Origin of the sequence: Sphingorhabdus contaminans, assembly GCF_007280415.1 — a bacterium.
Lineage (GTDB): Bacteria > Pseudomonadota > Alphaproteobacteria > Sphingomonadales > Sphingomonadaceae > Sphingorhabdus_B > Sphingorhabdus_B contaminans.
The window spans coordinates 442395-467182 of sequence record NZ_VKKU01000001.1; the positions used below are offsets into that span (position 1 = coordinate 442395).

The following is a 24788-nucleotide window of genomic DNA, read 5'->3' on the forward strand; positions in this document are numbered from 1 at the left end:
CGGCGGCTATTTACGTCCGGATCCGCTTGGGGGTGCCCCATCTGCCTTCTTTAATCGGACTTTGATGCCATCCGACAACTTTACCACGCCTTCGGTGACAATCATATCTCCTGCATTCAGTCCGCTTAATATTTCGACCATCTGACCCTGACGCGCGCCTGTCGTGACCGGCATCCGTTTTGCCTTGCCATCTTTGTCGACCGCATAAACAAAACTCGCACGGCCTTCCCGGACCAGGGATAGTTCAGGGACTGCAGGAGAGGTTCGCGCATTGGATTCAATTGTGACGCTCATCAACATGCCGGGTTTCAGCATAGCGTTGCGGTTGGGTAGGGTTGCACGCAATGTCGCGGTCCGGGTTTGCGCATTGACGACCGGGTCAATTGCACTGATTGCTCCGTTGAACATGGCATCCGGATAGGCAGCTGCTTTGGCGGTAATGGTCTGGCCTGTGGCCACGCGCGACAGCATTGTTTCAGGTATCGTGAAATCGAGCTTTATGGACCCAATATCGCTGATGGTGGCGATTTCATCGCCCGCGCTGACGACAGCGCCTACCGAGATACGACGCAGTGAAGCATAGCCCGAGAAGGGCGCCCTGACGACACGGTCTCCGACGGAAGCACCCGCCTCATTGGCCTGTGCCCTGGCCGCGGCGGCCACGGCAGTCTGGCTATCTAGACTTGCATTAGTTGCAAAACCCCGCCGGTGCAGCTCCGCGACACGAGCAAGCTGTTGTTCCGCTTCCCGTGCGCGGGCTTGGGCACTGGCCAGAGATGCGGTTTCTTGTCCTTGCGCCAGAACGGCAAGTGTTTGACCACGCCGGACAAATGAGCCATCGGTAAAGGCAAGTTGAGTTATGCGCTCAGTAACAGGAGCTCGGACGGAAACTTGTTCATTTGCAAAAGCGTTTCCGACCGCAATATAGCGATCGGCGAAGGGTTGCGCAGAGACCGTGGATGTTGTGACAAGCGGCGCAGGCCGCTCGCGGCGTTCTTCGGATCCGCCACAAGAGGTCAACAATAATGCAAGCAGTGGGAGAATGCGAATAGACATGTTTTTCCGGGGAAGTTTATCGCACCATAAGGCAATATGTTCCCAAGAACAGTGCAATCTCGATAAATTTAAATAATCAATCAGACTCAATTTTCACCCACGCTTATTGAAGATGTGGCTAATTGCGGTGCTGAACCAAAATGCCCGTATGTGAAGGGAACGCATGATGGATGCCGATATATTTGATCAGTTCATTGACCAGCTCGAGCGTTATGTCCGCGAGCGCCTGATACCGGCCGAAAAGGATATTCTTGAAACGAATGTCATTCCCGACGCAATCGTCGATGAGATGCGTGAAATGGGATTGTTCGGACTGACCACGCCTGAGGAATATGGCGGGGCAGAAATGTCCATCGCGCAATATATACGCACCATTCGCACATTGAGCTACGCCGCGCCCTGTTATCGTTCGATTGTATCGATCAATATCGGAATGGTGTGTTCGGCATTAAAAAATGGCGGAACCGATGCGCAAAAGGCCGAGTGGTTGCCGCGCCTCGCTGCTGGCGAAATTGCTTCCTTCGGGTTGACAGAGCCGGGTTCGGGTTCTGATTCTGCGGCTATGCAGACCACTGCGGTCAGGTCAGGTAACGGCTGGGTTCTCAATGGCACCAAGCGCTACATTACCAATGCGCCTTCGGCGAAAGTGGCGCTAATCATGGCGCGGACCAGCAAAGAGGCATTGCCCAAAAACGCACATGTATCGGCCTTTATCGTTCCGATGGATACGCCGGGTGTATCTGTAGGAAGCTCCGATAAGAAAATGGGGCAGGCTGGCGCGCATATTGCCGACATCATTATGGACGACGTCAAGCTTCCGGCAGATGCACTGTTGGGAAGCGAGGAGGGCAGAGGATTTGCTCTTGCCATGAAAAGCCTCGACAATGGACGCCTGTCGGTGGGGGCGGCAGCAACGGGCTATGCCCGGCGGGCACTCGACAGCGCGTTGCGCTATGCCAATGAACGCAAAGCGTTCGGAGAACCAATCGCCAACTTCCAGTTGATCCAGCAAATGTTGGCCGAAAGCGAAATCGAAATTTATGCTGCCGAGTGCATGCTGGACGACGCGGCACGACGGGCCGATGCTGGGGAGAATGTCTTGCGCAAGGCTGCTGCTGCAAAGGTGTTTGCCAGCGAAATGTGCGGACGCGTTGTGGACAGGGTCGTGCAGATATATGGCGGGGCAGGATATCTTGCGGAATATGACGCTGAGAGGTTTTTCCGGGATGCGCGTATTTACCGGATATATGAAGGGACGACGCAAATCCTCCAGCTCCAGATAGCCAAGCATATGCTGCGGGAATGGGCGGCGCAGGCATGAGCCATGTATAATCTGCTCGGCGACTTATCGATTATCGAGGCATCCTCGTTCGTGGCATCGCCTACGGCAGGGCTCTACTGCGCACAATTCGGTGCGGAGGTCATTCGGGTCGACCAGATTGGCGGCGGCCCCGATTACAGGCGATGGCCCGTTACGAATTCAAACGACTCCCTCTATTGGGAGAATCTGAACCGAGCCAAAAAGTCGGTCGCGCTCGACCTTTCCCGGCCTGAAGGTCGCGAATTGCTGCAGGCTCTGGTGCGCGCAACGGGCCAGTTAATTACCAATTTCCCGGCTGAGGGATTTCTCGGTCATGAATTGTTGGCCACGGGACGACCCGATCTGGTGACCGTGCGTATCATGGGATGGTCCGACGGCGCGCCTGCACTGGATTACACCGTGAACAATGCGGTGGGATATCCAATGTTGACAGGCGAGGGGCCTGAGCCCGTCAATCATGTATTGCCGGCATGGGATTTGCTGAGCGGTGCCTATGCCGCCTTCGCCATGCTCGCGGCGATCCGGCGTCGGGAACGGACGGGAGAAGGCAGCGAAGTGCGTATTCCCTTGTCCGATCTCGCCATAGGAACGGTGGCCAATCTTGGCGGGATTGCTGAAGTTCTCTACTCCCGCGCAAACCGTCCAAGGCTGGGCAACACGGTATACGGATTGTTCGGTCGTGATTTCGTGACAAAAGATGGCGTGCGGACGATGGTGGTCGTCGTCACCCCAAGGCAGTGGTCCAACCTGCTGACCGCATTAGATTTAGAGGCTGATATCGCCGCGCTGGAAGTTGCAAGAGGGGTAAGTTTCGCCACCGATGACGGTCTGCGCTATATGCATCGCGATGCCCTCTATCCGCTTTTTGAACGCGCAATCGGCGCACGGGATCATGCCGAGCTGGCGGCCAAATTGGATGCAGCAGGCATAGTGCATTCCGCATATAGAACCATGCTGGATGCGGCGCGTGACGACAGGCTCGTTACCAACAATCCCATTTTCAGCCAGTCTGGTTCCAATCCTTCGGGATTCACTTATCCAGCCGCCGGGTCCATTGGCACCATCCCGCAAATGTCCCGCAGTGATGCGCGCAGTGCGCCCCGCAACGGAGAGCATAGCGAGGAAATTCTCTCAGGCAGGTTAGGCTTGCCTTCGGCCGAGATTGCCCGTCTGATCGATTCAGGAATTGTAGGAACTGCAACATGACATTACGCCGCGCCGCCATCGTATCGCCTATCCGAACGCCCGTCGGAAAATTTGGCGGCGCGCTCGCGCCGTTGACCGCGGGGGCATTGGGTGGCCATATTTTAAAGGCGTTGATGGAGCGAACCGCCATTGATCCTGCACGCGTCGACGACGTCGTTTTCGCGCAAGGATATGGCAGCGGAGAGGCCCCTTGTATCGGGCACTGGTCGTGGCTAGCGGCTGACTTGCCGATCGAAGTGCCCGGATATCAGGTCGACCGACGCTGTGGCTCGGGGCTTCAGGCGATCGTCAACGCGGCCATGATGGTGCAGACAGGCGTCAGCGATGTCGTCGTTGCCGGCGGTTGTGAAAGCATGTCGAACGTCGAACATTATACCACCGACATCCGTAACGGCGTGCGGGCGGGGAACCTTACCTTGCATGACCGGCTAACCCGCGGGCGCCTGATGAGCCAGCCGATAGAACGGTTCGGGATCATCACAGGCATGATCGAAACCGCCGACAATCTTGCGAAAGACTGGAACATCGGTCGAGAAGCCTGCGATGCCTACGCCGTCCGGTCACATCAGCGGGCGGCTGCAGCATGGGCGAAGGGACTTTTTGCCGATGAACTGGTCCCTGTCAGCGTTCCGCAAAAAAGGGGCGATCCTATCCTGTTTGACCGGGACGAAGGCTATCGCGCCGACGCCACAGTTGACACAATGTCCAAACTTCGCCCGCTTGAAGGCGGTGTTGTGACCGCAGGCAATGCCAGCCAGCAGAATGATGCCGCGGCTGCCTGCCTTATCGTTGCGGAAGACAAGCTGGAAGAATTGGGTCTCGAACCTATTGCATGGTTCCATAGCTGGGCTGCTGCCGGATGCGATCCGAGCCGCATGGGTTACGGTCCGGTGCCTGCAACGGAGCGTTTGTTTGCACGTAATAGACTATCATGGTCCGATATCGGCCTGATCGAACTGAATGAAGCTTTCGCGCCGCAGGTGCTGGCCTGCCTTAAAGGTTGGGGCTGGAGCGATGATGACAGTCGGCATGAAATTCTGAATGTTAACGGATCCGGCATTTCACTGGGCCATCCTATAGGCGCAACCGGTGGACGCATCCTCGCCAACCTGACCCGCGAAATGCAACGCCGCGATGTGCGATATGGACTTGAAACCATGTGCATCGGCGGTGGGCAGGGCATAGCGGCGGTATTCGAACGCGCATGAACTTGCGGATCAACTTCGAAAACCCACTTCAGAGTCAGGCACGGTACTGATGGGCCAGTGGGATGCATGGATCGGAAGGATGGAACATCGTCAGGATCATGTGGATCCCGCGCTCGTTCGGCGTTGGCTGGCGATGCTGGATCGGGACGGATTGCCTGATGACCGGGTGCCGCAAGGGCTTCACTGGTGCTTGTGCACGCCTGAAACAGCAACCGCCGGGTTAGGTCCCGATGGTCACCCGTTGCGCGATTCCAGCCCGGACAGTTTTCTGCCGCCGGTTCCGTTGCCACGCCGGATGTGGGCGTCGAGCAAGCTGGAGTTTCTGGCGCCCCTTGCTGCCGGTGAAATCGTCGGGCGCCGTTCGGCGGTCCTTTCAATTTCCGAAAAATCGGGGGGATCGGGACATCTCGTCTTTGTCGATATCGAACATCTGACTGAAGGCGCCAAAGGGCCTGCGATCCGCGAAGTGCAGACCATAGTCTACCGCGAAGCTGCTTCGTCCGATGCGCCGCGTACGCCACCCCCACCGTGCGATACTGTTTTTGATGTTTCGGACTGGACTACCCACCGCACTATTTTGCCGAGCGAGCCGATGCTGTTCCGCTATTCGGCGCTGACCTTCAACAGCCACCGGATACACTATGATCTTCCCTACGCCCGTGATGTGGAGCGGTATCGCGGGCTGGTCGTCCATGGCCCTTTGACAGCGACATTGTTGCTCGATCTGGCATCGCAGGAATGGGGCGATAACGCGCTTTCCAGTTTCACCTTTCGCGGATTGACGCCTGCTATTGGGGGCGAGTTGTTGCACCTTGTGATGCGGGCAGATGGAGAGAATGTGGAATTTGGAGCCTTTGCCGATGACGGCAGGGCAGTTATGGCCGCCACCGCCATCAGGAAAATATGAGATGACCGAAAGTACAGATATAAGCGAGATTCGCCGGGCCGTGCAGGCATTGTGCGCGGAATTTCCCGGAAGTTATTGGCAAGATAAGGATCGTGATCGCGCCTATCCGGGCGAGTTTGTCGACGCGCTGACACGCTCGGGATTTCTCGCTGCGCTTATCCCCGAAGAGTTTGGCGGTTCAGGGCTTTCGCTGGATGCAGCGGCGGTCATCATGGAGGAAATCCAGGCAGCAGGATGTAATGGCGCATCTGCGCATGCGCAGATGTATATCATGAACACCCTGCTGAAATATGGAAGCGACGCGCAAAAACGCGAATATCTACCGGGTATAGCTAACGGCACATTACGCCTTCAGGCCTTTGGCGTTTCGGAACCGACCAGCGGAACGGACACACTTAGCCTTCGAACGTTCGCGTTCCGCGATGGCGACAGTTATGTAGTCAACGGACAGAAGATTTGGACAAGCAGGGCCGAACATTCCGACCTCATGCTCCTTCTTGCCCGCACCACATCGAAAGAGGATGCGGCAAGCAAAACCGAAGGTCTGTCCATCTTCCTTGTCGACATGCGCGAGGTTGTAGGGAAGGGGATGACGATCAAGCCGATCCGCACGATGATGAACCATTCCACGACGGAAGTTTTCTTCGATGATATGCGGATCCCGGCAACCGCGCTGATAGGTGAAGAGGGAAAAGGGTTTCGCTACATTCTTTCAGGAATGAATGCGGAGCGCATCCTGATCGCAGCCGAATGTATTGGCGACGCCAAATGGTTCATCAAAAAGGCGACCGAATATGCCAAAGACCGTCAGGTGTTCGGACGTGCCATTGGCCAGAACCAGGGCGTGCAATTTCCGATAGCACGCTGTTACGCGCAAATGTGTGCGGCCGAGTTGATGGTCCATCATGCGGCCAGAACCTATGACGAGGGTGGTAATCCGGGTGCCGAAGCCAATATGGCAAAAATGCTGGCGTCGGAGGCAAGCTGGGCCGCGGCTGATATGTGCGTGCAGACTTTTGGTGGTTTCGGCTTTGCCGAAGAATATGATGTGGAGCGCAAATTTCGCGAGGCACGCCTCTATACGGTTGCACCCATCAGCACGAACCTCATCCTCAGCTATCTCGCCGAACATGTATTGGGTCTGCCCCGTAGCTATTAAACAAAGGATCATGCGGACATGAATTTCGAATTAGCCGAAGAGCACCGGATGCTGAAAGATCTGGTCCGCAAATTTGTGGATTCGCAACTGGTTCCGTTGGAAAGCGATGTCGTTGCCCGCGAAAGCTCTGGCAAAGGTAGTTATCTGACAAAGGATGAGCAGGCCAAGGTAGATGCGGTGTCTCGCGATCTGGGACTCTGGGGTCTCGATGCGCCGGAAGAAGTCGGGGGCATGAACCTGCCCATGGTTGCCATGGTCGGCGTGGGCGAAGAATTGGGACGTACGGCGACGCCTTATACCCTGCCGCCCGATTCCCCGAATTTGCGCATGATGATGGCCGCCGCGGATGAAAGGCAGCGCGAACACTATCTGGCGCCCTATGTGCGTGGTGAAACTATTTCGGCGATTGGCATATCGGAACCGGGTGCCGGCGCCGATCCGCAATTGATGAAAACGACTGCGGTGCAGGATGGCGACGACTGGGTGATCAACGGCCGTAAAATATGGATCACCAAAGCCGACGAAGCGGATTTCACCATATTGATGGCTGTGACCGACAAGCAACCCAATGGCCGGAACGGCATGTCGGCATTTCTGGTGGACCGCGACACGCCGGGCTTCAATGTCTTGCGTAAAATTCCGATGATCGACGGAACGGCGACCTATGAAATTGCACTGGATGACTGCCGTGTCCCAGGCTGGAAACTTTTGGGCAAAAGGGGGCAGGGATTTCTTCCCATGCAAATCCGCCTTGGCACACGGCGTATCGAAATGGCGTCATGGTCCATCGGCATGGCGCAGCGGGCACTGGACATGATGGTCGAATACGCACCGCAGCGCGTGACATTTGGCAAACCGCTATCGTCAAGGCAGACCGTCCAGAACTGGGTATCGGACGCGGCGACGAAGATCCACGCAATGCGCCTCATGACTTATGACTGCGCCTGGAAAATCGACGAAGGACGCGACACCCGGCTCGAAATTTCGATGATCAAATCCTTTTGCACCGAATCCGCTTATGAAATTGTGGACCACGCGATGCAGATGTTTGGTGGCATGGGAATGACCCGCGAATTGCCGCTCTACCTGATGTCAAACAAACTGCGCACCATGCGGATCTACGACGGCCCCAGCGAAATCCACAATTGGGTCGTGGCACGGGATTTGTTGGCAACACGGGAATGAGGTCTTTGTGCGATAAAGGGAGAGGGGCTTAGGATTTGGGTGCCTCGATAATGTCATTCGTGGATTGAACTTCGTTCCTTTGCTGTCTCGACACTGCCAAACCTAATCCGAACGCCGAAAGCGCGCTCATCATCAATATACCCGAGGCGACTCCGTCGAGCTGCCACATGGTGATCAGAAAATGCATCGTAGAAATCACGAGAATGAGGGGAACTGCCCGTAACAGAAATGGTGTGATCGCTTTGTGCCGGGCAACCAGCAACGATTCCCAATTAGCCGCCAATAGTTCAAGCGCGCCGGCAAAGGCCAGAATCACCATGGCCGTGTGCACGAACACAAACTCGGGTCCGGCAAGAGCACGGATCGCCCATTCACCGCCCCAATAAGCAACTGGTATGGCGATCGCACCCGTCATCAGACAAAGGAGCGTGATTTTGTTCGATAGGACAATAGCAGCATCTTTTGTGCGTACGAATTCGGGATAAATGGCGCGCGATAGCGCTTCACCCAGTTGCACCAGAGCTTGCCCCAATTGCGAAGCAACCCGGTATCCACCAGCCAAGGCTGCGCCACCCAAAGCACCGACGAGCAGGATCATGCACTGCTTTGAAATGACAGCCAGCGTGCGAGACAGGCTAGTGCCAAGAATGAACTGCCAAACGTCGGGGTGTTGTTCCGGCAAGTGTTTTAAGCTGATGTCTTGCAGTCCAATGGTCACGTAACGGGCGGAATATTTCCAGAAAGCCGCTGCACAAGCTAGTTCGGCAACTCCCCATGCGATCACAAAGCCGATTACATTCGGTGCAAAAACGGTAGCAAGTACCGCGCCAATAGCTCGAGTCACAGGCAATACCGCGTCTGCCTTGGCTGCAAGATCATAGCGCTCATAAAGCCGCAAGACACCTGTGGGCGTGGACCTAATAGACATTATTGTAACGGCACATAGGCCGAAGGTTGGCCAGAAAAGCGTATCGGGCAAGGGCAACCAGTAACCCGCCAGAGCGGCCAGACCCCAAGACAGAATGACGCCGACAAGAATGCTTGAGAGATCAAGTGCAAGTGCAAATCCAGTGGCGGTTCGCGCCGCAGCCGATTCAACTCCCCATCGAACGACTGCTTGCCAGCCGTTGAAGCTTACAAAACCGGCCAAAGCCTGTGCCAGTACAACGATGAGAGTAAAGTAGCCGAAGTTTTCGAGGCCCAATGTCCTCGTCGTCAATGCAAGATAGACGAGACTGAGCAAAGCATTAATGCCACGGCTTGCAAGCAGCCATCCTAGGTTTCGGAATATTGTTTCCACGCAATAATATTCAGGCGACCCCGGGTCGGGCTGCTGCCTCCAGAACGTCTGCTATACGCGCCATATCATTTTCCAACCTTTGGTCCAGTTTTTCAGATGACAGGTCCGAAAGTTCGACGATTAAAGGCATTGATAAGCTAATTCTTAAGGTGCCCGCCCACTCGCCACTTGGAAACTTCCGACATTTGACTGGCTGACCAAGTCGTAGTCCGCGTGCAGAAAGAACGCGGCACCATCGTTGTGCGGTCGCAAAATCGGGTTGGCCGTGACACCGGGAAAGGTCAAGTGTCGCCAGTGTAGACTGGTGCAGAGCGGGGCCATCCAGAGCGGGCAAGACAAGATCTGCATCAAGCCTGCTTAACAATTTGTGTACCGCGTTGCCGAATGCATTGATCACTCTGTTGCGGTCTTCATGGGGCAAGAGTCGGTATCTTTCCATTTCGAATAGCGCAGCTTCGACACGCAAAATCAGCCCCGGATTTGTCCCACCGGGCAAATGTTCTGCGCATTGCCAGGCAACTGGCCATTCTGCCCGGCGGAACAATTTGGATAGACCTTTAGCCAGATTGCGGTGCGGCGCTTCGCGGGATGGGACAAGAAGAAAGCCCGAGAAAGGAGGGCCTCCGACAAATTTGGATCCCGACAACATGACCATAGCGCCCCTGTCAAGATAGGCTCGGACCGCCCCCGGTTCCAGGCGGCATTGGCAGGCATCAACAACTATTGAAATAGAGTTTCCGAAACAGGCGTGTAATTGGTCGAGATCGTCGAGATCGGGCAGGATCAAGCCAGTTTTAGATCCGTGCACGGTATGCACAAGCAGATGGCGCCCACTACTGATTTGTTGCTCACCAATCGCCTTTAGGTGCGCTGTAATGGTGGCGCTGTCAAAGGGTTGGCCGTGTTCATCGCGGATAGGTAGATTGATGAGATCGGTGTCTTCGAAGCCTTTGACATAGGAACCCTTCTGTACAAAAGATTCCAAAGCGGTCTCGTTGGCAAAAAATTGTCCGGCGGCAGCAAAAACACAGCCGCTTCCTACTTCGTCCTGTCCGAGCAAGATGTTGGCGACCCGCTTGCCAGACAATGCATTTGCCAGTGCGAGTGCAACAAATTCAAGGTCGGTGCCGGACGGCGCGAAAATGACATCGACATCATTTTCCAGACCCCATACATCGCGTAACCTGCGTCGCTGAGCCTCCAATGTCTGAGTGTAGAACGCAGGGTCCGAAAGAGCGCCCGCCGGCGCCCGCGAAACAAATTTTTCCAGATGGCCGAAAGCCGAAAGAGAGATGTCGTTCGCTGTAGATGAAGCATAACCCAGAGTGGCGCGGGGGTAGGGTGATGCGCCATAGCGATTAGTGTTTTGTCCGGTCGGCACCAATATGCGGCTGTCGCCACCGGAAGTCAGCATCAACGATAGAAATGGTTCGTTGTTCATTGGACAATTCCATTGTGGATTTGCGCCAAACTAACAGTCAAATGCGACCGGCATGTTACAAGCATGCGTTCTATTCACGGTAGTGTCATATTGCTGGGCGATAATATGTCATCATGCAGATACTACGTTTTGGCGACCGTCGCATTTCACGCATTCCCGAAGAGACCCTCCGGCGTATCCGGATATTGTTCGTGGCAAAACACGTGTTTTGGCAGGGTGGGTTGCATCACGAAGATGGAAATCATGCCCTCTATCACCGCGAAATTAGAGAGGTTTTAGAAAGCCTTGGCCTCAACCTGCAACTAGCGGATAGCTATGAAGCGCTGTTCGCCGACCCGGGTTGTGATTTTGTATTTCCGCTTCTCAATCGCGGTGGTTTCCTGAATTCTGAAATGCTTTTGCCTCTGCTAACGACGCGACTGGGCATTCCGTTCTTGGGTGCCAGCCCGATTTTACGCGGCCTGTCAGATGACAAACATTTGACAAAATTGGAGGCACAGGCCCGGGGAGTGCCCACGGCACCATGGGCCATTTACCGTCGAGGTGCTCCCATTATCCATGATCCTTGTCCTCGGGCTGAAAGGCTGGTCATCAAGCCCAACGCATCCTCCGCAAGCTGGGGTGTACGCGACGCAACCAACTGGAATGAAACGCGTATCGCAATCGAAGAGATCCAAAGTGAAGGCCATGACGCGCTGGTCGAACCATTTCTGGATGGAAGCGATGTGGAGGTTCCCGTGATCCATTGCGGCGGCCTGCCGACGATTATGCCAATGATGCTGTTCGAGCAGACTGACCCGAGCCATCTTCGAACCTATCAGGAGAAAAGGGATTTGGTGGAACGGGAGCAAAAATACCGGTTGGTCCCGTTCGAAGGCAGCGAATGGGCACCCAAAATCGCCGAATATACTAAGATGATGGCCGGTATATTCTTTCCCTTTGATTATGGCCGCTTTGAATTCCGGCTGGATGAACGAAGCGGCAAATTGCATATGTTGGAAGTCAATCTTAACTGCAATTTATGGTCGCAAAAGGTTTTCGGGAAATCGGCCGAACTTGCCGGTTGGAGCCATGCCGACCTAATTGAGACAATCCTGTGCGAGAGCCTGATGCGGCAGGGTTTGATTGCCCACACTGAGGCTGTTGCAGCCTGAAAAATCTCCTGAAGGACCAATATGCCCCATGTTCGCGTTATAGTGCTTGCTGCCCAAAGAAATGGGCAGGTCGATCCGCTCGCGGTACGATTTGGCACGAGCCACAAATGCGTGGTTCCCTTGCACGGCGAAGCTCTGATCATCCATGTGTTACGGACCTTGTCGGTACATCCCGACGTCGAAACTGTGATGGTTTCCATAGAAACTGAAATGTTTCAGTCGATTGCCGACATTGCCGCAAACTATGGAGTAACCGCCGACAAAATCCATTTCTGTGCCGCCGCCGATAATATTGCGGACAGCGTACGGAACGCGGCCGAGGGCCACCAAGGCCCATTGATAGTAACGACCGCCGACAATGCGCTTTTGAAGGCTGCTTCAATCAACGCGATGGTCGGTGCGCTGCAAAGCCATGACGTTGCGATCGCCATGGCAACCCGTGAAGCTGTGCTCGCCGCCCACCCGGAAGGGCAGCGCCGATTTTATCGTTTTAAGGACGGAGAATTCTCCAACTGTAACCTTTATGGCCTGCGCGATGTATCCGCCCTGAAAGCTGCGGAGTTCTTCCGTGGGGGTGGGCAATTTGCCAAGAAGGCAAGCCGTATTGTTCAAGCATTCGGGCTGATCAATTTGCTCTTACTCCGCCTACGTCTGGTAAGCCTTCCGACAGGGCTCGACCGGATTGCACGGCGTATCGGAATGACTATAGCTCCGGTGATACTTCGCGATGGAACGCAGGCCATTGATGTCGACAATGATCGTACTTACGCGATTGTCGAACATCTGATGGCACAGCAACACGCCGCCTAACCGCACCTATTTTAGCGGCGCAACCTCTGCATCCGGAAGCGGAACGCCCAGCCATTTTGCCAAGGTCGGCGCGATCGCCCGCATGTCTACTTCGCCAATATTGTGTCCTTTGGGGATATTTTTGCCCATCATCATGAATGACGAACGCATCAGCGGACTGGTCGGAAAATAGCCATGCGTTCCTTTGCCCGGGGATCGCGATAGCAAAGGGGCATCCTTACCCTTGAAGCCACCGCCATAAGCGTTGGAAGCAAAGCTGACGTAGAAACTCGCCTGCGGATTGCCACCCATTTTTGCGATATCCGTTTTGTTCGCAATGGCAGCGATTCCGTTTGCTGGATCTGCTTTCAGCTTTTCGAGCACTGCCAACACGCGCGCTGTCAGAGCAGTGTCTTCGGGCCGTGCCAGCACGATGGCGGACGAACCGCCTGAGTTCCAGGGACTTGCTTCCCATTTTGAAATCTTGCCATTGGCATCGAGGGTAATCAGCCCGGCATCGATAAAGGCCCGATACAGATTGACCTCGGTGTCTACCTTGGAAAAACCATGGTCCGAGACGACGGCGATGATGCTGTCGGGCAGGGCTTCCAGTTGGACGGAAACCAGTTTTCCAACAATGGCATCAATCCGCTCCAGCACCGCATGTGCCGCAGCGGTGTCGGGGCCTTTTTCATGCTGCTCATGATCGAGCGCCGTAAAATAGAGCGTAGTGAAATAAGGCTTCTGTCGCTTGATAAGGGCTGCCCCAAATGCACCCCGGTTCTCATCAGCCTCGATGCTCTCGTCTATTCCGGCGGCATATGTCCCGAGATCCGCCTCAAGCCCCTCCAGCAGTCCGGGTGTCGCCAGCGCTTTTATCAGCTTGGCGTCATCGCCATGACCAGTGCGCCAAATTTGCGGAATATTCCACGTTATGCCGGCCGTCTTAACACTTACCGGCCAATGCACATTTGCCGTAGAATATCCAGCCTTGTGGACCGCGTCCCAAAGGGTAGGGACATTGAAATCGCTGGCATACCAGTACCATCCAGTCTGGTTGATCTGCATAGGATCAAAGCTCGTATTACCTATAATGCCATGTTCTGAAGGACTCACGCCGGTCAACAAGGTTGCATGGCTTGGGTAGGTGACGGTCGGTAGCACCCCTTTTACGCCGCTGGCATATGTGCCCTCGGTGACGAAGCGCTTCAAATTCGGAATATCTAGACCGCGCTGTTCGGCGTCGATAACATCAGCGGGCTGCAGCCCGTCAATCGAAATCAGCAACACTGGTTCGGCCAATGATGCCGATGGCAGCGCGCCCAATGTGAGCGCGCTGCCGATCAACCATCTCGTCTTCATCAGAAACCGACCTTGACCGTGGCAAAGAATTGCTGCGGTGCGCCCGCGAGCAATGTCTGGTTGTCGCCGCTATTTCCAAAACCATTGGAGCCTATGGTCGACACATATTTTTTGTCGAGCAGATTGGTAGCATTCAACTGCAACTCAATCGGCGACCGCATGCCCATGTCGAAGCGATAGCCGATGGTGGCATCAACAAGCACGCGGCTGGAAACCGAGCGATCGTTAAGGTAGTTGAAGTAACGCTTACTCATATAGTTTGCGCCGATACGACCAAAAAAGCTGTCGCTATCATAGGCAATTTCACCACGAAGCAAATGCTTTGGCGTATCGACCACATCCTTGCCTTTGGTCGGGATGATCGCGGTCGGGGTCACCACGTCGTCCCGATAGGAGGCATCGGTGTAACTATAGGATGCAAACAGCGTCAAACCTCCGCCGAGACGCAAGTCACCTGCTGCTTCAAAACCTATCGAACGAACCGAGCCTACATTCTGCAAGATCGCTGGATTACCAACGATACCGGCACCAGTCTGCACACCAAGCAGTCGGTTGCGGAAGTTGACATAATAGACGCCAATTACACCGTTGAAGACACTGTCGTTATAGCGGGCACCCAATTCATAGGTGTCCGACTCTTCCGGTTTCAACCCGCGTGCAATCAACGCGTTGAAGCCAGCCTGCGTGGTGGAGAAGGGACCACTGGTCGCGGATGAAACGAAAGCGCGAGTTACTTGGGTAAAGCCCCCGAAGATTTCTGCGTTGTCGGTGAGTTTATAGGCAACGCCGGCATGGGGTTGGAACCAGTCCCGGGATTTGATCTTTCCGGCCGCCAAAGCACCCTGTACCCGCGGATCGGCCTCATTATTTACTTGAAAGCCCTTCCAACCGAGATTGATGGTCAGATCGCCAAGGCTGATTTTGTCCTGCACATAATATTGCAGTGTGTCCGTGTTGAAGTCGAACAACCATTGGGTGAAGAAGGGGTTGCGCTGAAACTTGGTGTGGTCCCGACCCGGCGTTGTGAGGCTCTCATAGGCGTAGAAGCGGCGAGCCTGTGTAAAGTCATTATGCTCATACCAACCGCCGACCGTAATCTCATGGTCGCCTACTTGCGCATTTAGCGAACTGAAGACGCCACCGCGTTGGATGTCATATTCGGTGGTACGGATCGACATTGGTACGCCGTTCGGACTGGGAACATAAGGTGTGCCCCATGTGCCCTGACCCGTATTATCATGATAATAGGCCTTGATTTTGAAGGTCACGCCATCGCCGAGGGGAGCTGACAGTCCGTAAGATGCAAGCGTGTCCTTGCGCAGACCCGACGCATCATAATAGCTGTCGTCAAGATTGTTGATCGGTGCTGCGAAGATACCCTGCGCGGCGCGGATTGCCGTTGCATAGTCCGGAAAATAATTGTCGTGGTCGTAGCCAAGTCGCGCAATCATTTCCAGGGACAGGTCCTGGTAATCCTGCTCTGCACGATCGGAATAGGCAAAATAGGCATCGAATTCAGCTACACCAACTGGGATGATCGCCTTTGCATTGATCTGCCAGTTGCGCTGGTCGCCACCACCTTTCCATTTTTCGGCATTGTGATACACGCCTGAAATGAACCCGCGGATGCCGTCGGCTTCACCAAAATTGACCCGGCCAAAACCGCGAACGGTGTTTTCGGAACCATAGGTCAGGTTAGCATCTACGCCAAAACCATCGCTCGGGTCAGCAGAGAAAAACTCGAGTGTACCACCAAGATTGTTGGTCGCTTGGGTGCCGATGGAACCGGAGCCTTGGGAAACTCGGGTAACTCCGATATTTTCGGAAATGATGGCACGACCGATGTGGAGGCCGTTGTTGTTGCCGTATGTCGAGTCACCTAAAGGGATACCGTCAAGTGTGTAGCCCAGCTGGTTCTGGTTAAAACCGCGGATGGAGACACGGCTGGACCATTCATAGGTGCCGAACGGATCCGCCGATTGGAAGTTTACGCTGGGCAGTTTCTCAATTGCCTTTAGCGGGCTGGTCCCTGGGGCGAGAATCAGGAGTTCCTTACTGCTGATCTCCTGAACCTGCCGGGTCTCGCCTTGGCCGAAAACGACAATTTCGTCGTCTGTTGCCTCGGTATCCGCAGGCAAATTCGCCTGTTGCGCCATTGCGGGAGAAGCAATGAGGGCCGCACTCGCCAAAAGCATTGAAGTAAATGTACGCATTATTTTTTCCTTCCCTGAGATCGTTTGCGGTCTGCGAAATAGGGTCGGTCGATTGCGCTTTGATGCCGATATGCATTCAGTTTGATAGATGTTTCACGACAGCAATGTGACAGCCATCAATCATCTCGTCGGGCCCAACGACGAAAAATGACAGAAATATTACAATTTTATTGCATTAATGTCATATAACTGTAATATTTCTGTCAGGATTGAGGAGATTAGTCATGAAAACTCTATTTATCAGCGCTTTGGTTTTGGCCGGCATGAGTGGAGTCGCGCATGCACAACCCGCGGCAAATGGTGAAGTAAGCTATCCAAAGGGTTCGATTGGTTATGATGCCTTGATTGCGGGCGATAATGAGCGCGCGATTTCGCAGATTTTGTCGAACGAACGGGTAAGTCGCCATGACCCAGCGAAACTTATCAATTTGGGTCAGGCCTATGCACGTACCGGTCGCATTGCCGAAGCTGCCGATCTTTTCTCGACGGCACTGCAAAGCCGCGAAGAGGTCGACCTGGTTCTGGCCGACGGACGAGTCATTAACTCGAAAGAGGCAGCGCGACTTGCCCTGACAGGATTGCAGACGAAACTCGCCTCTCGTTAATTACACATCCTTTGCAAGGGTGCTGAAGGGCACTTTTGATAAATGGGCGGGTTGGTTTGACCCGCCCTTTTTACATGCGCAGAAAAATAAATGCTGCGCCGCACCACATGATTCTGCGGATGTCACAAAAGTGACCAAAATGATTCTCTCAATTGTAATGCGATAACCACAGCCCCGTCACAGGCGGCTTCTATCCGCATGCTCGACAACGGGTGGGGCCTCTGTTGATTCGTCGCTGGTCCGTTGCATGCGCCTGAGTACAGGCATTTTATTTGTTGCGGAGAATCAGAATGTTAGATCCAAAATTGCGTGGCATTATATATGCAACTGCGGCTGCTGCCCTTGTTGCCGGTTGCGGCGCAGACGATATCGCTTCGCCGGGCACCGGCGGAAATATTACAATTAACAATCCGGCGCCTCCGCCACCCCCGCCGCCTCCGCCACCACCTCCGGCGGCTGTGACGCCCGCTGGTGGCTGTCCCACGATCGCGGATGCTCAGGGTCTGACGGATTCCGGTACGATCACCGGGCCTACAGGAACTTATCGCGTCTGCACATTGCCGGCGCGCATCAATACGACAAGCACATTGCCCAAGATTACCGGCGTGCTTTATCGTTTGGGTGGCCGCGTTGACGTAGGTACGGACCAAGGTCCTGCTTCAACGAACAACGTCGTAACCTTAAACATTGAACCCGGCGTCATCGTTTTTGGCGGCACCGGCGTATCCTGGTTGAACGTGAATCGCGGAAACCGCCTGAACGCCGTGGGTACGGCAGCTTTGCCGATCATCTTTACCAGCCGTGACAATGTGCTTGGCTTGAACACTGACAGCTCAATAGGCCAATGGGGCGGCGTCGTTCTGAACGGACGTGCGCCAATCACCGATTGCGCAGCACCTGCGGCAACACCGGGTACAGTAGCGTGCGAACGCCAAGTTGAAGGCGCCGTTGATCCGGCACTTTATGGCGGCGCAAACAGTGCGGATAACAGCGGTCGTCTAAGCTATGTTCAAATCCGGTATTCGGGCTTTGTGCTCTCGGGTAACTCGGAATTGCAATCTTTGACGACGGGCGGAACCGGCACAGGTACCGTCTTGGATCATATCCAGTCATTCAACAGCTCGGACGATGGTGCTGAGTTCTTCGGCGGTAACGTCAACATGAAATATTTCGTGTCGATTGGCGCGGATGACGACAATCTTGATACCGACACGGGTGTTAAGGCGAACTTCCAATATGTTCTCGCCGTCCAGCGCCAAGGTGCGGGTGACTCAATGATCGAGGCGGACTCGGACAACGCACTAGACGGGAACATCCCGCGCCAGAATACGCGTCTTGCTAACTTCACCTTCATTCAACGCAGTAATACCGGTAACTTGGCTGCGATCCTTTTGCGCGGTGGCACGGACTACACGCTGGCCAATGGCGTGATCGTCAGCCCGAACACGTCCTGCTTGCGTATCAGCCGTCCGCAGACAATTTCCGCAACGGTAGACGCGGCAATAGATGAAGCGGGTGCACCTGTTATCCGTTCCGTCGTTGCGCAATGCGGAACGCCTGCATTCGTAGGTTCGAATGGTGTAACCGAAGCTCAGGTTTCTGCCATCTTCGGATCGGGAAGCAACAATAACAACAGCGCATTCACACCGACATTGACGTCGCTGTTCATCAACGGCGCAAACGAGACCGCAGTGGGTGCGTTTAACGCCAGCACACTGAGCGCATTTTTCGATGCGACGTCTTATGTAGGCGCCGTGCGCGATGCTAACGATACCTGGTATGCCGGCTGGACCTGCAACAGCGGGACAGCAAATCTCGGAACCAGCACATCGGGTCTCTGCACCTCCTTGCCGACCTTCTAAGAGGCGGCACGATATTGGGTGGGGTGCACGTTTGACCGCGCACCCCACCTTTTTTGAATGAAAAATAAGGGATAGTTTATGTTGAAGCCATTGGGGGCCATCAGCCTGTTGCTTTTGACGTCAGCGCTCGTTTCGCCGTCTTTGGCATTCGCGCAAGATGCTGAACAAACGCCAACCGAAACCACAGCCGAGCCACAAGAAACAGAAGCAAATAGCGAGCAGGTGCCCGCTGATCCTGCTGCCGACGCTGGTGCTACGGAAGAGGAGCAGGTTGACGTTTCCATCCCTGGTGGTGAAGAAATTGTTGTGCGAGGTTACCTTGACCGCAACATTTCGAAAAATGCGCCGCAAGTTGTTTCGGTTCTTTCTAGCGCCGACATTGAGCGTACTGGCGAAGGTGATATTGCCGGGGCGCTGGCCCGCGTAACCGGCCTTAGCGTCGTCGGAAATGGCTTCGTTTATGTGCGCGGCCTTGGAGATCGCTATTCACTGGCGTTGCTCAATGGCTCGCCGCTTCCAAGTCCGGAACCGCTGAAACGCGTTGTTCCGCTTGACCTTTTTCCGACCAGTGTGATCGCCTCTTCGCTGGTCCAAAAAACCTATTCCGCCAATTTCCCTGGTGAATTTGGGGGCGGGGTCATCAATCTCACCACTAAAGCCATCCCTCGCGAAACGTTCCTGACTATTGGCGGTGATCTGAGCATCAATGGTGAGACCACGAACCAGTTAGGCTATACTTATTATGGCAGCTCGCAGGACTGGAGCGGGTTCGACAATGGAAATCGTGACCTTAAGCCTGCGCTGGCGGCCTATCTTGCCAGTGGAGAGCGGATAAGCGCTGGCAATGTCAATACGCAAGCAATTGCCGGACAACTGGTCACAGGCCGAAACGCCGTAATACAGCGGAACCGCAATCTTCCGCCGAATGGCTCCGCATCCATTACCGGGGGCACCAATTTCGATATTGGCGATGATGCTACGATGGGTATCATTTTCAACGCCGGCTACAGTAACAAATGGCGCACACGCGACACCATTCAGCAAACTGCGTCGACCCTTGATCTCTCCCAGAAAGAGCTCGATTTCCAAAAAGTGATTACCGACAACCGTATCGTCGTAAACGGACTTGTCGGTTTTGGTATCGAAGCAGGTGATCAAAAAGTCCGCTGGACCAATCTGTTTATCCGCGACACGCTGAAGCAGGCCCGTCTGGGCGTAGGTACACGCCAGACCACATCGCCGACCGCGACACTGATGCAACAGGATACAGCATGGTTTGAACGCCAGTTGGTGGACTCGCAGCTTGTGGGTGAGTTCAAGCTTTCGCCGGACGTCAACCTGAACTTCCGCGTCGCCTATGCCAATTCAAAGCGGGAAGCTCCCGATGAATTCAGCTTCGAGTATTTTCGGAGCAACATCGCTACCGATCCTTTCGGCCAGCAGTTTATCAACCGACTGAACAATGGGCAGCAGGGTAGTGCGGAAGTCAGCTATTCCTATCTGAATGAGGATTTGTGGGCAGGTGGTCTTGATTTGTCGGTCAAGGTGACGCCTGACATCACCGCAACCGTGGGATATGCATATTCGGACACCACTCGCCGTACCGAACGTCGCGATTTCCAGTTTACGGCACCGGCGACATTCCCGACAGCTGTCGCGCTGTTCCGGCCAGATTTCCTGTTGCAGCCTGACGTCATCAATTTCTACAACATCGCTTTGATCGATACGAACGAAGCCAATCCGGTATTTGATGCGCGCTTGTTAAACAATGCCGGCTACGGACAGATCCAGGCATTCATTACACCTGAAATCAGTCTGAACATCGGTGTCCGATATGAAACGGCGAAACAGACTGTCGTTCCTGTCCAGGTTTTTAACACACCCACCGCTTCGCTTGCATCGACCAGTCTGAATAAGAGTTACTGGCTGCCGGCTGCGACGCTGACGTGGGATATAACCGATCAAATGAAATTGCGCCTGAGCGGTTCGAAGACCATTGCGCGGCCCCAGTTTCGCGAGTTGATCTTCCAAAATTACTACGACACCGATTCAAACCGTCTGTTCCGTGGTAATCCGCTGCTGACCGACAGCCAATTGTACAATGCGGAAGCGCGCTACGAATGGTATTTTGATCGTGACCAGCGTTTAACCGTGGCCGGATTTTTCAAACGGATCGACAAACCGATCGAATCCTTTTCGAGCTTCGACGATAACTCGGTCATCACCAGCTTCGCCAACGCCCCCAAGGCAGATCTTTACGGTGCGGAAATCGAAACTCAGAAATATTTCGATCTATCGGGTATTGGTGACAAAGGTTTCTTTTCGACACGCCGTGCGGTCATAATCGCGAACTATACCTACACCAAATCTAAGATCAACGTGAAGCCGGGAGACACGGTCGCCGTGTTCAACTCTTCTTCCACCAATGCTCTGGACTTTTTTACCAATGGGTCGCCATTGACCGGACAGTCTGATCATCTCGTAAACCTGCAGTTCGGCCTTGAGGATACCGAGCGCCTGTCGCAGCAAACCATCCTGCTGACTTATGCGACGGAGCGGGTCACGAGCCGCGGTGCATCGGGACAACCGGATATCAAGGAGAAACCCGGCTTTCAGCTCGATTTTGTCGCGCGCGAAGGCTTTACCTTTGCCGGCAAAGAAGCAGAGTTGAAATTCGAAGTTCGCAACCTGACAAACACTAAATATCAGGAGTTTCAGGAAAGCGGCGATAACAAGATCTTCTATAACCGCTACCGCCAGGGGATCAGTGCCTCGATTGGTGTGGAGATCAATTTCTAATCTATTCAAGGCCCCCTGACTCGCGGCAGCACGTCCTGTGATGTGCTGCCGTTATTTTTTCGGTCGCATCGCGCAGACCGGAGCAAGCGGTACTTTCCGGCGGTCATTAAACTGTCACTTTAGCGTCATTCGCGAGTCACAGCACCGCCTTAGTTCCGCATTTGATTGTACAGAATCATCGGGGGAAAGTGTGGCGTTTTTGCTGGCAGATCGACTTAAGTTGCGCCCGCGCCGGTTCGCATCGATTTCGGCAGCAACGGTGCTAATCGGTTTGTTGGCATTGCTCGCTGCGGTCCAGTTTGCCCGGTTGGTCTGGTTTATTGTCACTCCTGTCGGAACGCTTGGCGACTGGCGGATGCAGACGGTCAATATTGTGCCGCCGTCGGCACGCGCATCGTTATTCGCAGGCTTTGATCCCTTTTTTCGAAATGACCAGACGACGGCAGGTGCCGATAATGTGACGTCGCTCAACCTGACCCTGTACGGCATACGCGCCAATGAAAGTTCGGGCGGAGGATCGGCGATTATTGCCGGTGAAGATGGCGTGCAGCGTAGCTACGCTGTGGGTGAAGAAGTTACCCCCGGCGTTACACTTGATGCCGTTGCTTTCGACCATGTCATTTTGTCGCGCGGCGGTGTGAAGGAATCCCTGTATCTGGACCAGTCGGTTCCGGCGGAAACAGTCAATCCTTCAGGGACCGCTTCGGCCCCTGTCATGCCGTCCTCTCCGTCTTCCACAGGTGCCGCCCTGAACGCCGCTACTTTGCAAAAATCTATCGGTTTCGCTCCGCGCAACGAAGGTGGGCGAATTACCGGCCTTGTCCTTCAACCGCGCGATGACGGCACGATGCTGCGTCTTGCCGGATTTCAAGATGGAGATGTCGTTGTTGCAGTAAACGGACGACCTGTTTCTTCGGCCGCTGATGTTGCTGCCCAATTCCGACCCGGATCTCGCCTCAGCGTTGATGTTGAACGCGGCGGGGCCAAGGTACCTATTTCGATAAATTTGGAACAACCGTGAACCCTAAACTTCCCCTTTGGCTGGTGTGCGCAGCCTTGATTTTTGCCGAGCCACTTGCTGCGCAACATACATTGAATGTCCGCGACGCTGACATTCGCGCCTTTGTTCAGGATGCAGCACGTGTCACGGGACAGACGTTCATCGTGGACGGGCGCGTGACGGGCAAGGTTTCCGTCGTCACCGATCGCCCGCTTTCGCGGTCCGAATATTTTGAAGTGTTCCTGTCAACGTTACGCGCCAACGGTCTCGTTGCCATTCCGATGCGCGGCGGGGGATATCGTGTTCAACCATCTGAGGGCGCGGCTACACAACCAAGCCGCGTGGGCAGCAAGACTGCCGCTCCCAGCCAGTTCGTCACCGAGGTATTCCGCTTGCGATCCATCGACGCCACCACTGCCGTTGAAACACTCCGTCCGCTGGTCAGCCGCGAAGGGTCGATAACGGCCAACCGGAATGCCAACAGCCTTGTCGTAGCGGATTATGCAGACAATTTACGTCGTATCCGGGAGCTGGTCCGCCAGATTGACCGTGACTCCGCCGCCACGCAGATTGTGACATTGGACAATGCGGGAGCGCGCGAAATTGCGTTGGCTTTGCAAGGCTTGGCTGGGCAGGGTGGCGGTGAGGGCGGACGTCCACCGGTCACGGTTGCTGCGATCGACAGCAGTAACGCAATAGCGCTTCGGGGCGATCCGACATCGGTTGCCCGTTTTGCAGCCATGGCCAAGCAGTTGGATGCGCGTGCGCAGTCCGGCGCGGAAATTCGCGTTTACCGTCTTGAACATGCAAATGCGGAGACTTTGCTGGAAACGGTCCAGTCTTTAATCGGCGGGCAAAAGGGCGTCGATCCCGTTGCCGATATCCCGCCAGTGGCTGCACCCGCTGGTGCTGCCAGTGCACCCGTATCGGTACCGAGCCCTGTAACTTCTGTCTCATCAGCAAATGGCATGAACGGAATAGGGGGCAGGGGCCCCGTTGTGGTGACCCGCTATGAAGGCGCAAATGCACTGATCGTGGCCGCCAATCCGGAAATGCAACGAATGCTGGGTGAGTTGATCCGCCAACTGGATACGCGTCCGGAACAAGTTCTGGTTGAAGCTATCGTCGTCGAAATCGGCAACGATGCGGCGAAGAAGCTCGGTGTCCAGTTTCTTGTCGGCGGAGAGAATTTGCCCTTCGCCGCAACCAATTATTCCAATGCGACGCCCAATATCCTGACCATTGCCGGTGCTATCGGTGCCGAGGAACTGACCCGGACCACAACGACAGTCAACGGCAACACAACGACCACGTCGACCAACAGCGCGCTGGGCGACAGCTTGCAGGAAGCAGCCGCAGCTTCGATTTTGAGCGCGACCGGCGGATTTGGCGGATTTGCTCTGGATATCGGGAAGAACGCGGTTTTCGGTACAATCATCAATGCCATTGCCGCTGACACCGAATCCAACTTGCTCGCCACGCCTCACATTGTCACTTTGAACAACCAAAAAGCGAAGTTTTTGGTGGGACAGGAAGTTCCTGTCAGCACGGGCGAACAACTTTCTGCCAACTTCGAAAACGCTTTCCGCACCGTGCAGCGGCAGGAAGTCGGCATCAAATTGGAAGTGACACCGCAGGTGAATTCCCAAGGTGATGTAAAGCTTTTCCTCAAACAGGAAGTGTCAAGCGTTGCAGGCCCCGTATCCTCCCGATCAAGCGACCTTATCCTGAACAAGCGTGAATTCGAAACCACATTGACCGTAGGCGATGGCCAGTTGCTTGCGATCGGGGGGCTGTTGAATGACGACGAAAGGCGGACGATCGAACGAATCCCGCTTTTGAGCGATATTCCCCTGATCGGCGAATTGTTCAAATCACGCAGCCGTAGCCGCAGCAAAACTAACCTCATGGTCTTCATTCGTCCGACCATTTTGCGCAGCAAGGCGGACGGTGACCGGCTTACCGCACGGCGTTATGACTATGTCCGGGGGATGCAACTGGCCCGCAATCCGGACATCGAACCGAGCATCGATGATCTTTTGCGCGATTATATGGGCGCTGTTCCGCCTATCGCTCCGGAAGCCGGACCGAATGATGTTGTCGTGGGCGCGACCAATGTTCTGGAACGGCCCACGAGCAATGGTGCGCTTCAGCCTGCCGACATTCCACCCAGCAACATCATCCAGACGGACGGGGACGGCCGATGATCATACGGCGTGGC

At 54.8% G+C, this 24788-nt stretch carries 18 protein-coding genes; 13 read left to right on the top strand and 5 right to left on the bottom strand.

Annotated features, from left to right (window positions below):
- Nucleotides 1-6: 6 nt before the first annotated feature.
- On the bottom strand, nt 7-1056 hold the full coding sequence (locus FOM92_RS02245; protein ID WP_143775149.1) for an efflux RND transporter periplasmic adaptor subunit: 1050 nt from the start codon (nt 1054-1056) through the stop codon (nt 7-9).
- 166 nt (nt 1057-1222) lie between these two features.
- Here FOM92_RS02245 and FOM92_RS02250 point away from each other — a divergent pair, with 166 nt between their 5' ends.
- From FOM92_RS02250 to FOM92_RS02275, 6 genes are read left to right on the top strand one after another with little or no spacing between them, the layout of a single operon-like run.
- Nucleotides 1223-2377 (top strand): acyl-CoA dehydrogenase family protein, encoded by a 1155-nt coding sequence (locus tag FOM92_RS02250; protein ID WP_143776277.1) that lies wholly within the window; start codon nt 1223-1225, stop codon nt 2375-2377.
- A gap of 3 nt (nt 2378-2380) precedes the next feature.
- Nucleotides 2381-3583 carry a CoA transferase gene (locus tag FOM92_RS02255; protein ID WP_143775150.1) on the top strand — a complete coding sequence of 401 codons (1203 nt, stop codon included), beginning with the start codon at nt 2381-2383 and terminating at the stop codon, nt 3581-3583.
- Nucleotides 3580-4791, top strand: coding sequence for an acetyl-CoA C-acetyltransferase (locus FOM92_RS02260; protein WP_143775151.1), 1212 nt, complete (start codon nt 3580-3582; stop codon nt 4789-4791). The genes FOM92_RS02255 and FOM92_RS02260 overlap by 4 nt, the downstream gene beginning before the upstream one ends.
- A gap of 49 nt (nt 4792-4840) precedes the next feature.
- Nucleotides 4841-5698, top strand: coding sequence for an HTD2 family dehydratase (locus FOM92_RS02265; RefSeq protein ID WP_143775152.1), 858 nt, complete (start codon nt 4841-4843; stop codon nt 5696-5698).
- 1 nt (nt 5699) lies between these two features.
- Nucleotides 5700-6857: an acyl-CoA dehydrogenase family protein gene (locus FOM92_RS02270; RefSeq protein ID WP_143775153.1), complete on the top strand. Its 1158-nt coding sequence runs from the start codon at nt 5700-5702 to the stop codon at nt 6855-6857.
- Between the two features lie 18 nt (nt 6858-6875).
- A complete protein-coding gene (locus FOM92_RS02275; RefSeq protein ID WP_143775154.1) occupies nt 6876-8042 on the top strand; it encodes an acyl-CoA dehydrogenase family protein in 1167 nt (388 codons plus the stop codon).
- Nucleotides 8043-8070: 28 nt separating this feature from the next.
- Here the strand turns inward: FOM92_RS02275 and FOM92_RS02280 are convergent, their stop codons facing one another.
- Nucleotides 8071-9342, bottom strand: coding sequence for a lipopolysaccharide biosynthesis protein (locus FOM92_RS02280; protein WP_143775155.1), 1272 nt, complete (start codon nt 9340-9342; stop codon nt 8071-8073).
- 10 nt (nt 9343-9352) lie between these two features.
- Nucleotides 9353-10783, bottom strand: coding sequence for a hypothetical protein (locus FOM92_RS02285; RefSeq protein WP_143775156.1), 1431 nt, complete (start codon nt 10781-10783; stop codon nt 9353-9355).
- Nucleotides 10784-10896: 113 nt separating this feature from the next.
- Here FOM92_RS02285 and FOM92_RS02290 point away from each other — a divergent pair, with 113 nt between their 5' ends.
- Together FOM92_RS02290 and FOM92_RS02295 are read left to right on the top strand one after the other, a co-directional pair.
- Nucleotides 10897-11937 carry a D-alanine--D-alanine ligase family protein gene (locus FOM92_RS02290; protein WP_143775157.1) on the top strand — a complete coding sequence of 347 codons (1041 nt, stop codon included), beginning with the start codon at nt 10897-10899 and terminating at the stop codon, nt 11935-11937.
- Nucleotides 11938-11958: 21 nt separating this feature from the next.
- On the top strand, nt 11959-12747 hold the full coding sequence (locus FOM92_RS02295) for an NTP transferase domain-containing protein (RefSeq protein ID WP_143775158.1): 789 nt from the start codon (nt 11959-11961) through the stop codon (nt 12745-12747).
- A gap of 6 nt (nt 12748-12753) precedes the next feature.
- Here FOM92_RS02295 and FOM92_RS02300 read toward each other — a convergent pair whose 3' ends face one another.
- Together FOM92_RS02300 and FOM92_RS02305 are read right to left on the bottom strand one after the other, a co-directional pair.
- On the bottom strand, nt 12754-14088 hold the full coding sequence (locus FOM92_RS02300) for an alkaline phosphatase family protein (protein WP_143775159.1): 1335 nt from the start codon (nt 14086-14088) through the stop codon (nt 12754-12756).
- Entirely contained in the window at nt 14088-16301 is a 2214-nt protein-coding gene (locus tag FOM92_RS02305) for a TonB-dependent receptor (RefSeq protein WP_143775160.1), read from the bottom strand. Before FOM92_RS02305 ends, FOM92_RS02300 begins: the two co-directional genes overlap by 1 nt.
- A 224-nt stretch (nt 16302-16525) precedes the next feature.
- Here FOM92_RS02305 and FOM92_RS02310 point away from each other — a divergent pair, with 224 nt between their 5' ends.
- The 5 genes from FOM92_RS02310 to gspD all read left to right on the top strand — a co-directional run bounded on the left by FOM92_RS02310 (nt 16526) and on the right by gspD (nt 24774).
- Nucleotides 16526-16906, top strand: coding sequence for a hypothetical protein (locus tag FOM92_RS02310; protein ID WP_143775161.1), 381 nt, complete (start codon nt 16526-16528; stop codon nt 16904-16906).
- Between the two features lie 290 nt (nt 16907-17196).
- Nucleotides 17197-18768 (top strand): hypothetical protein, encoded by a 1572-nt coding sequence (locus FOM92_RS02315; RefSeq protein ID WP_143775162.1) that lies wholly within the window; start codon nt 17197-17199, stop codon nt 18766-18768.
- A 78-nt stretch (nt 18769-18846) separates the two neighbouring features.
- A complete protein-coding gene (locus tag FOM92_RS02320; RefSeq protein ID WP_143775163.1) occupies nt 18847-21567 on the top strand; it encodes a TonB-dependent receptor domain-containing protein in 2721 nt (906 codons plus the stop codon).
- Between the two features lie 190 nt (nt 21568-21757).
- A complete protein-coding gene (locus FOM92_RS02325; protein WP_246087123.1) occupies nt 21758-22588 on the top strand; it encodes a type II secretion system protein N in 831 nt (276 codons plus the stop codon).
- Entirely contained in the window at nt 22585-24774 is a 2190-nt protein-coding gene (gene gspD, locus FOM92_RS02330; protein ID WP_143775164.1) for a type II secretion system secretin GspD, read from the top strand. The genes FOM92_RS02325 and gspD overlap by 4 nt, the downstream gene beginning before the upstream one ends.
- Nucleotides 24775-24788: the final 14 nt, after the last annotated feature.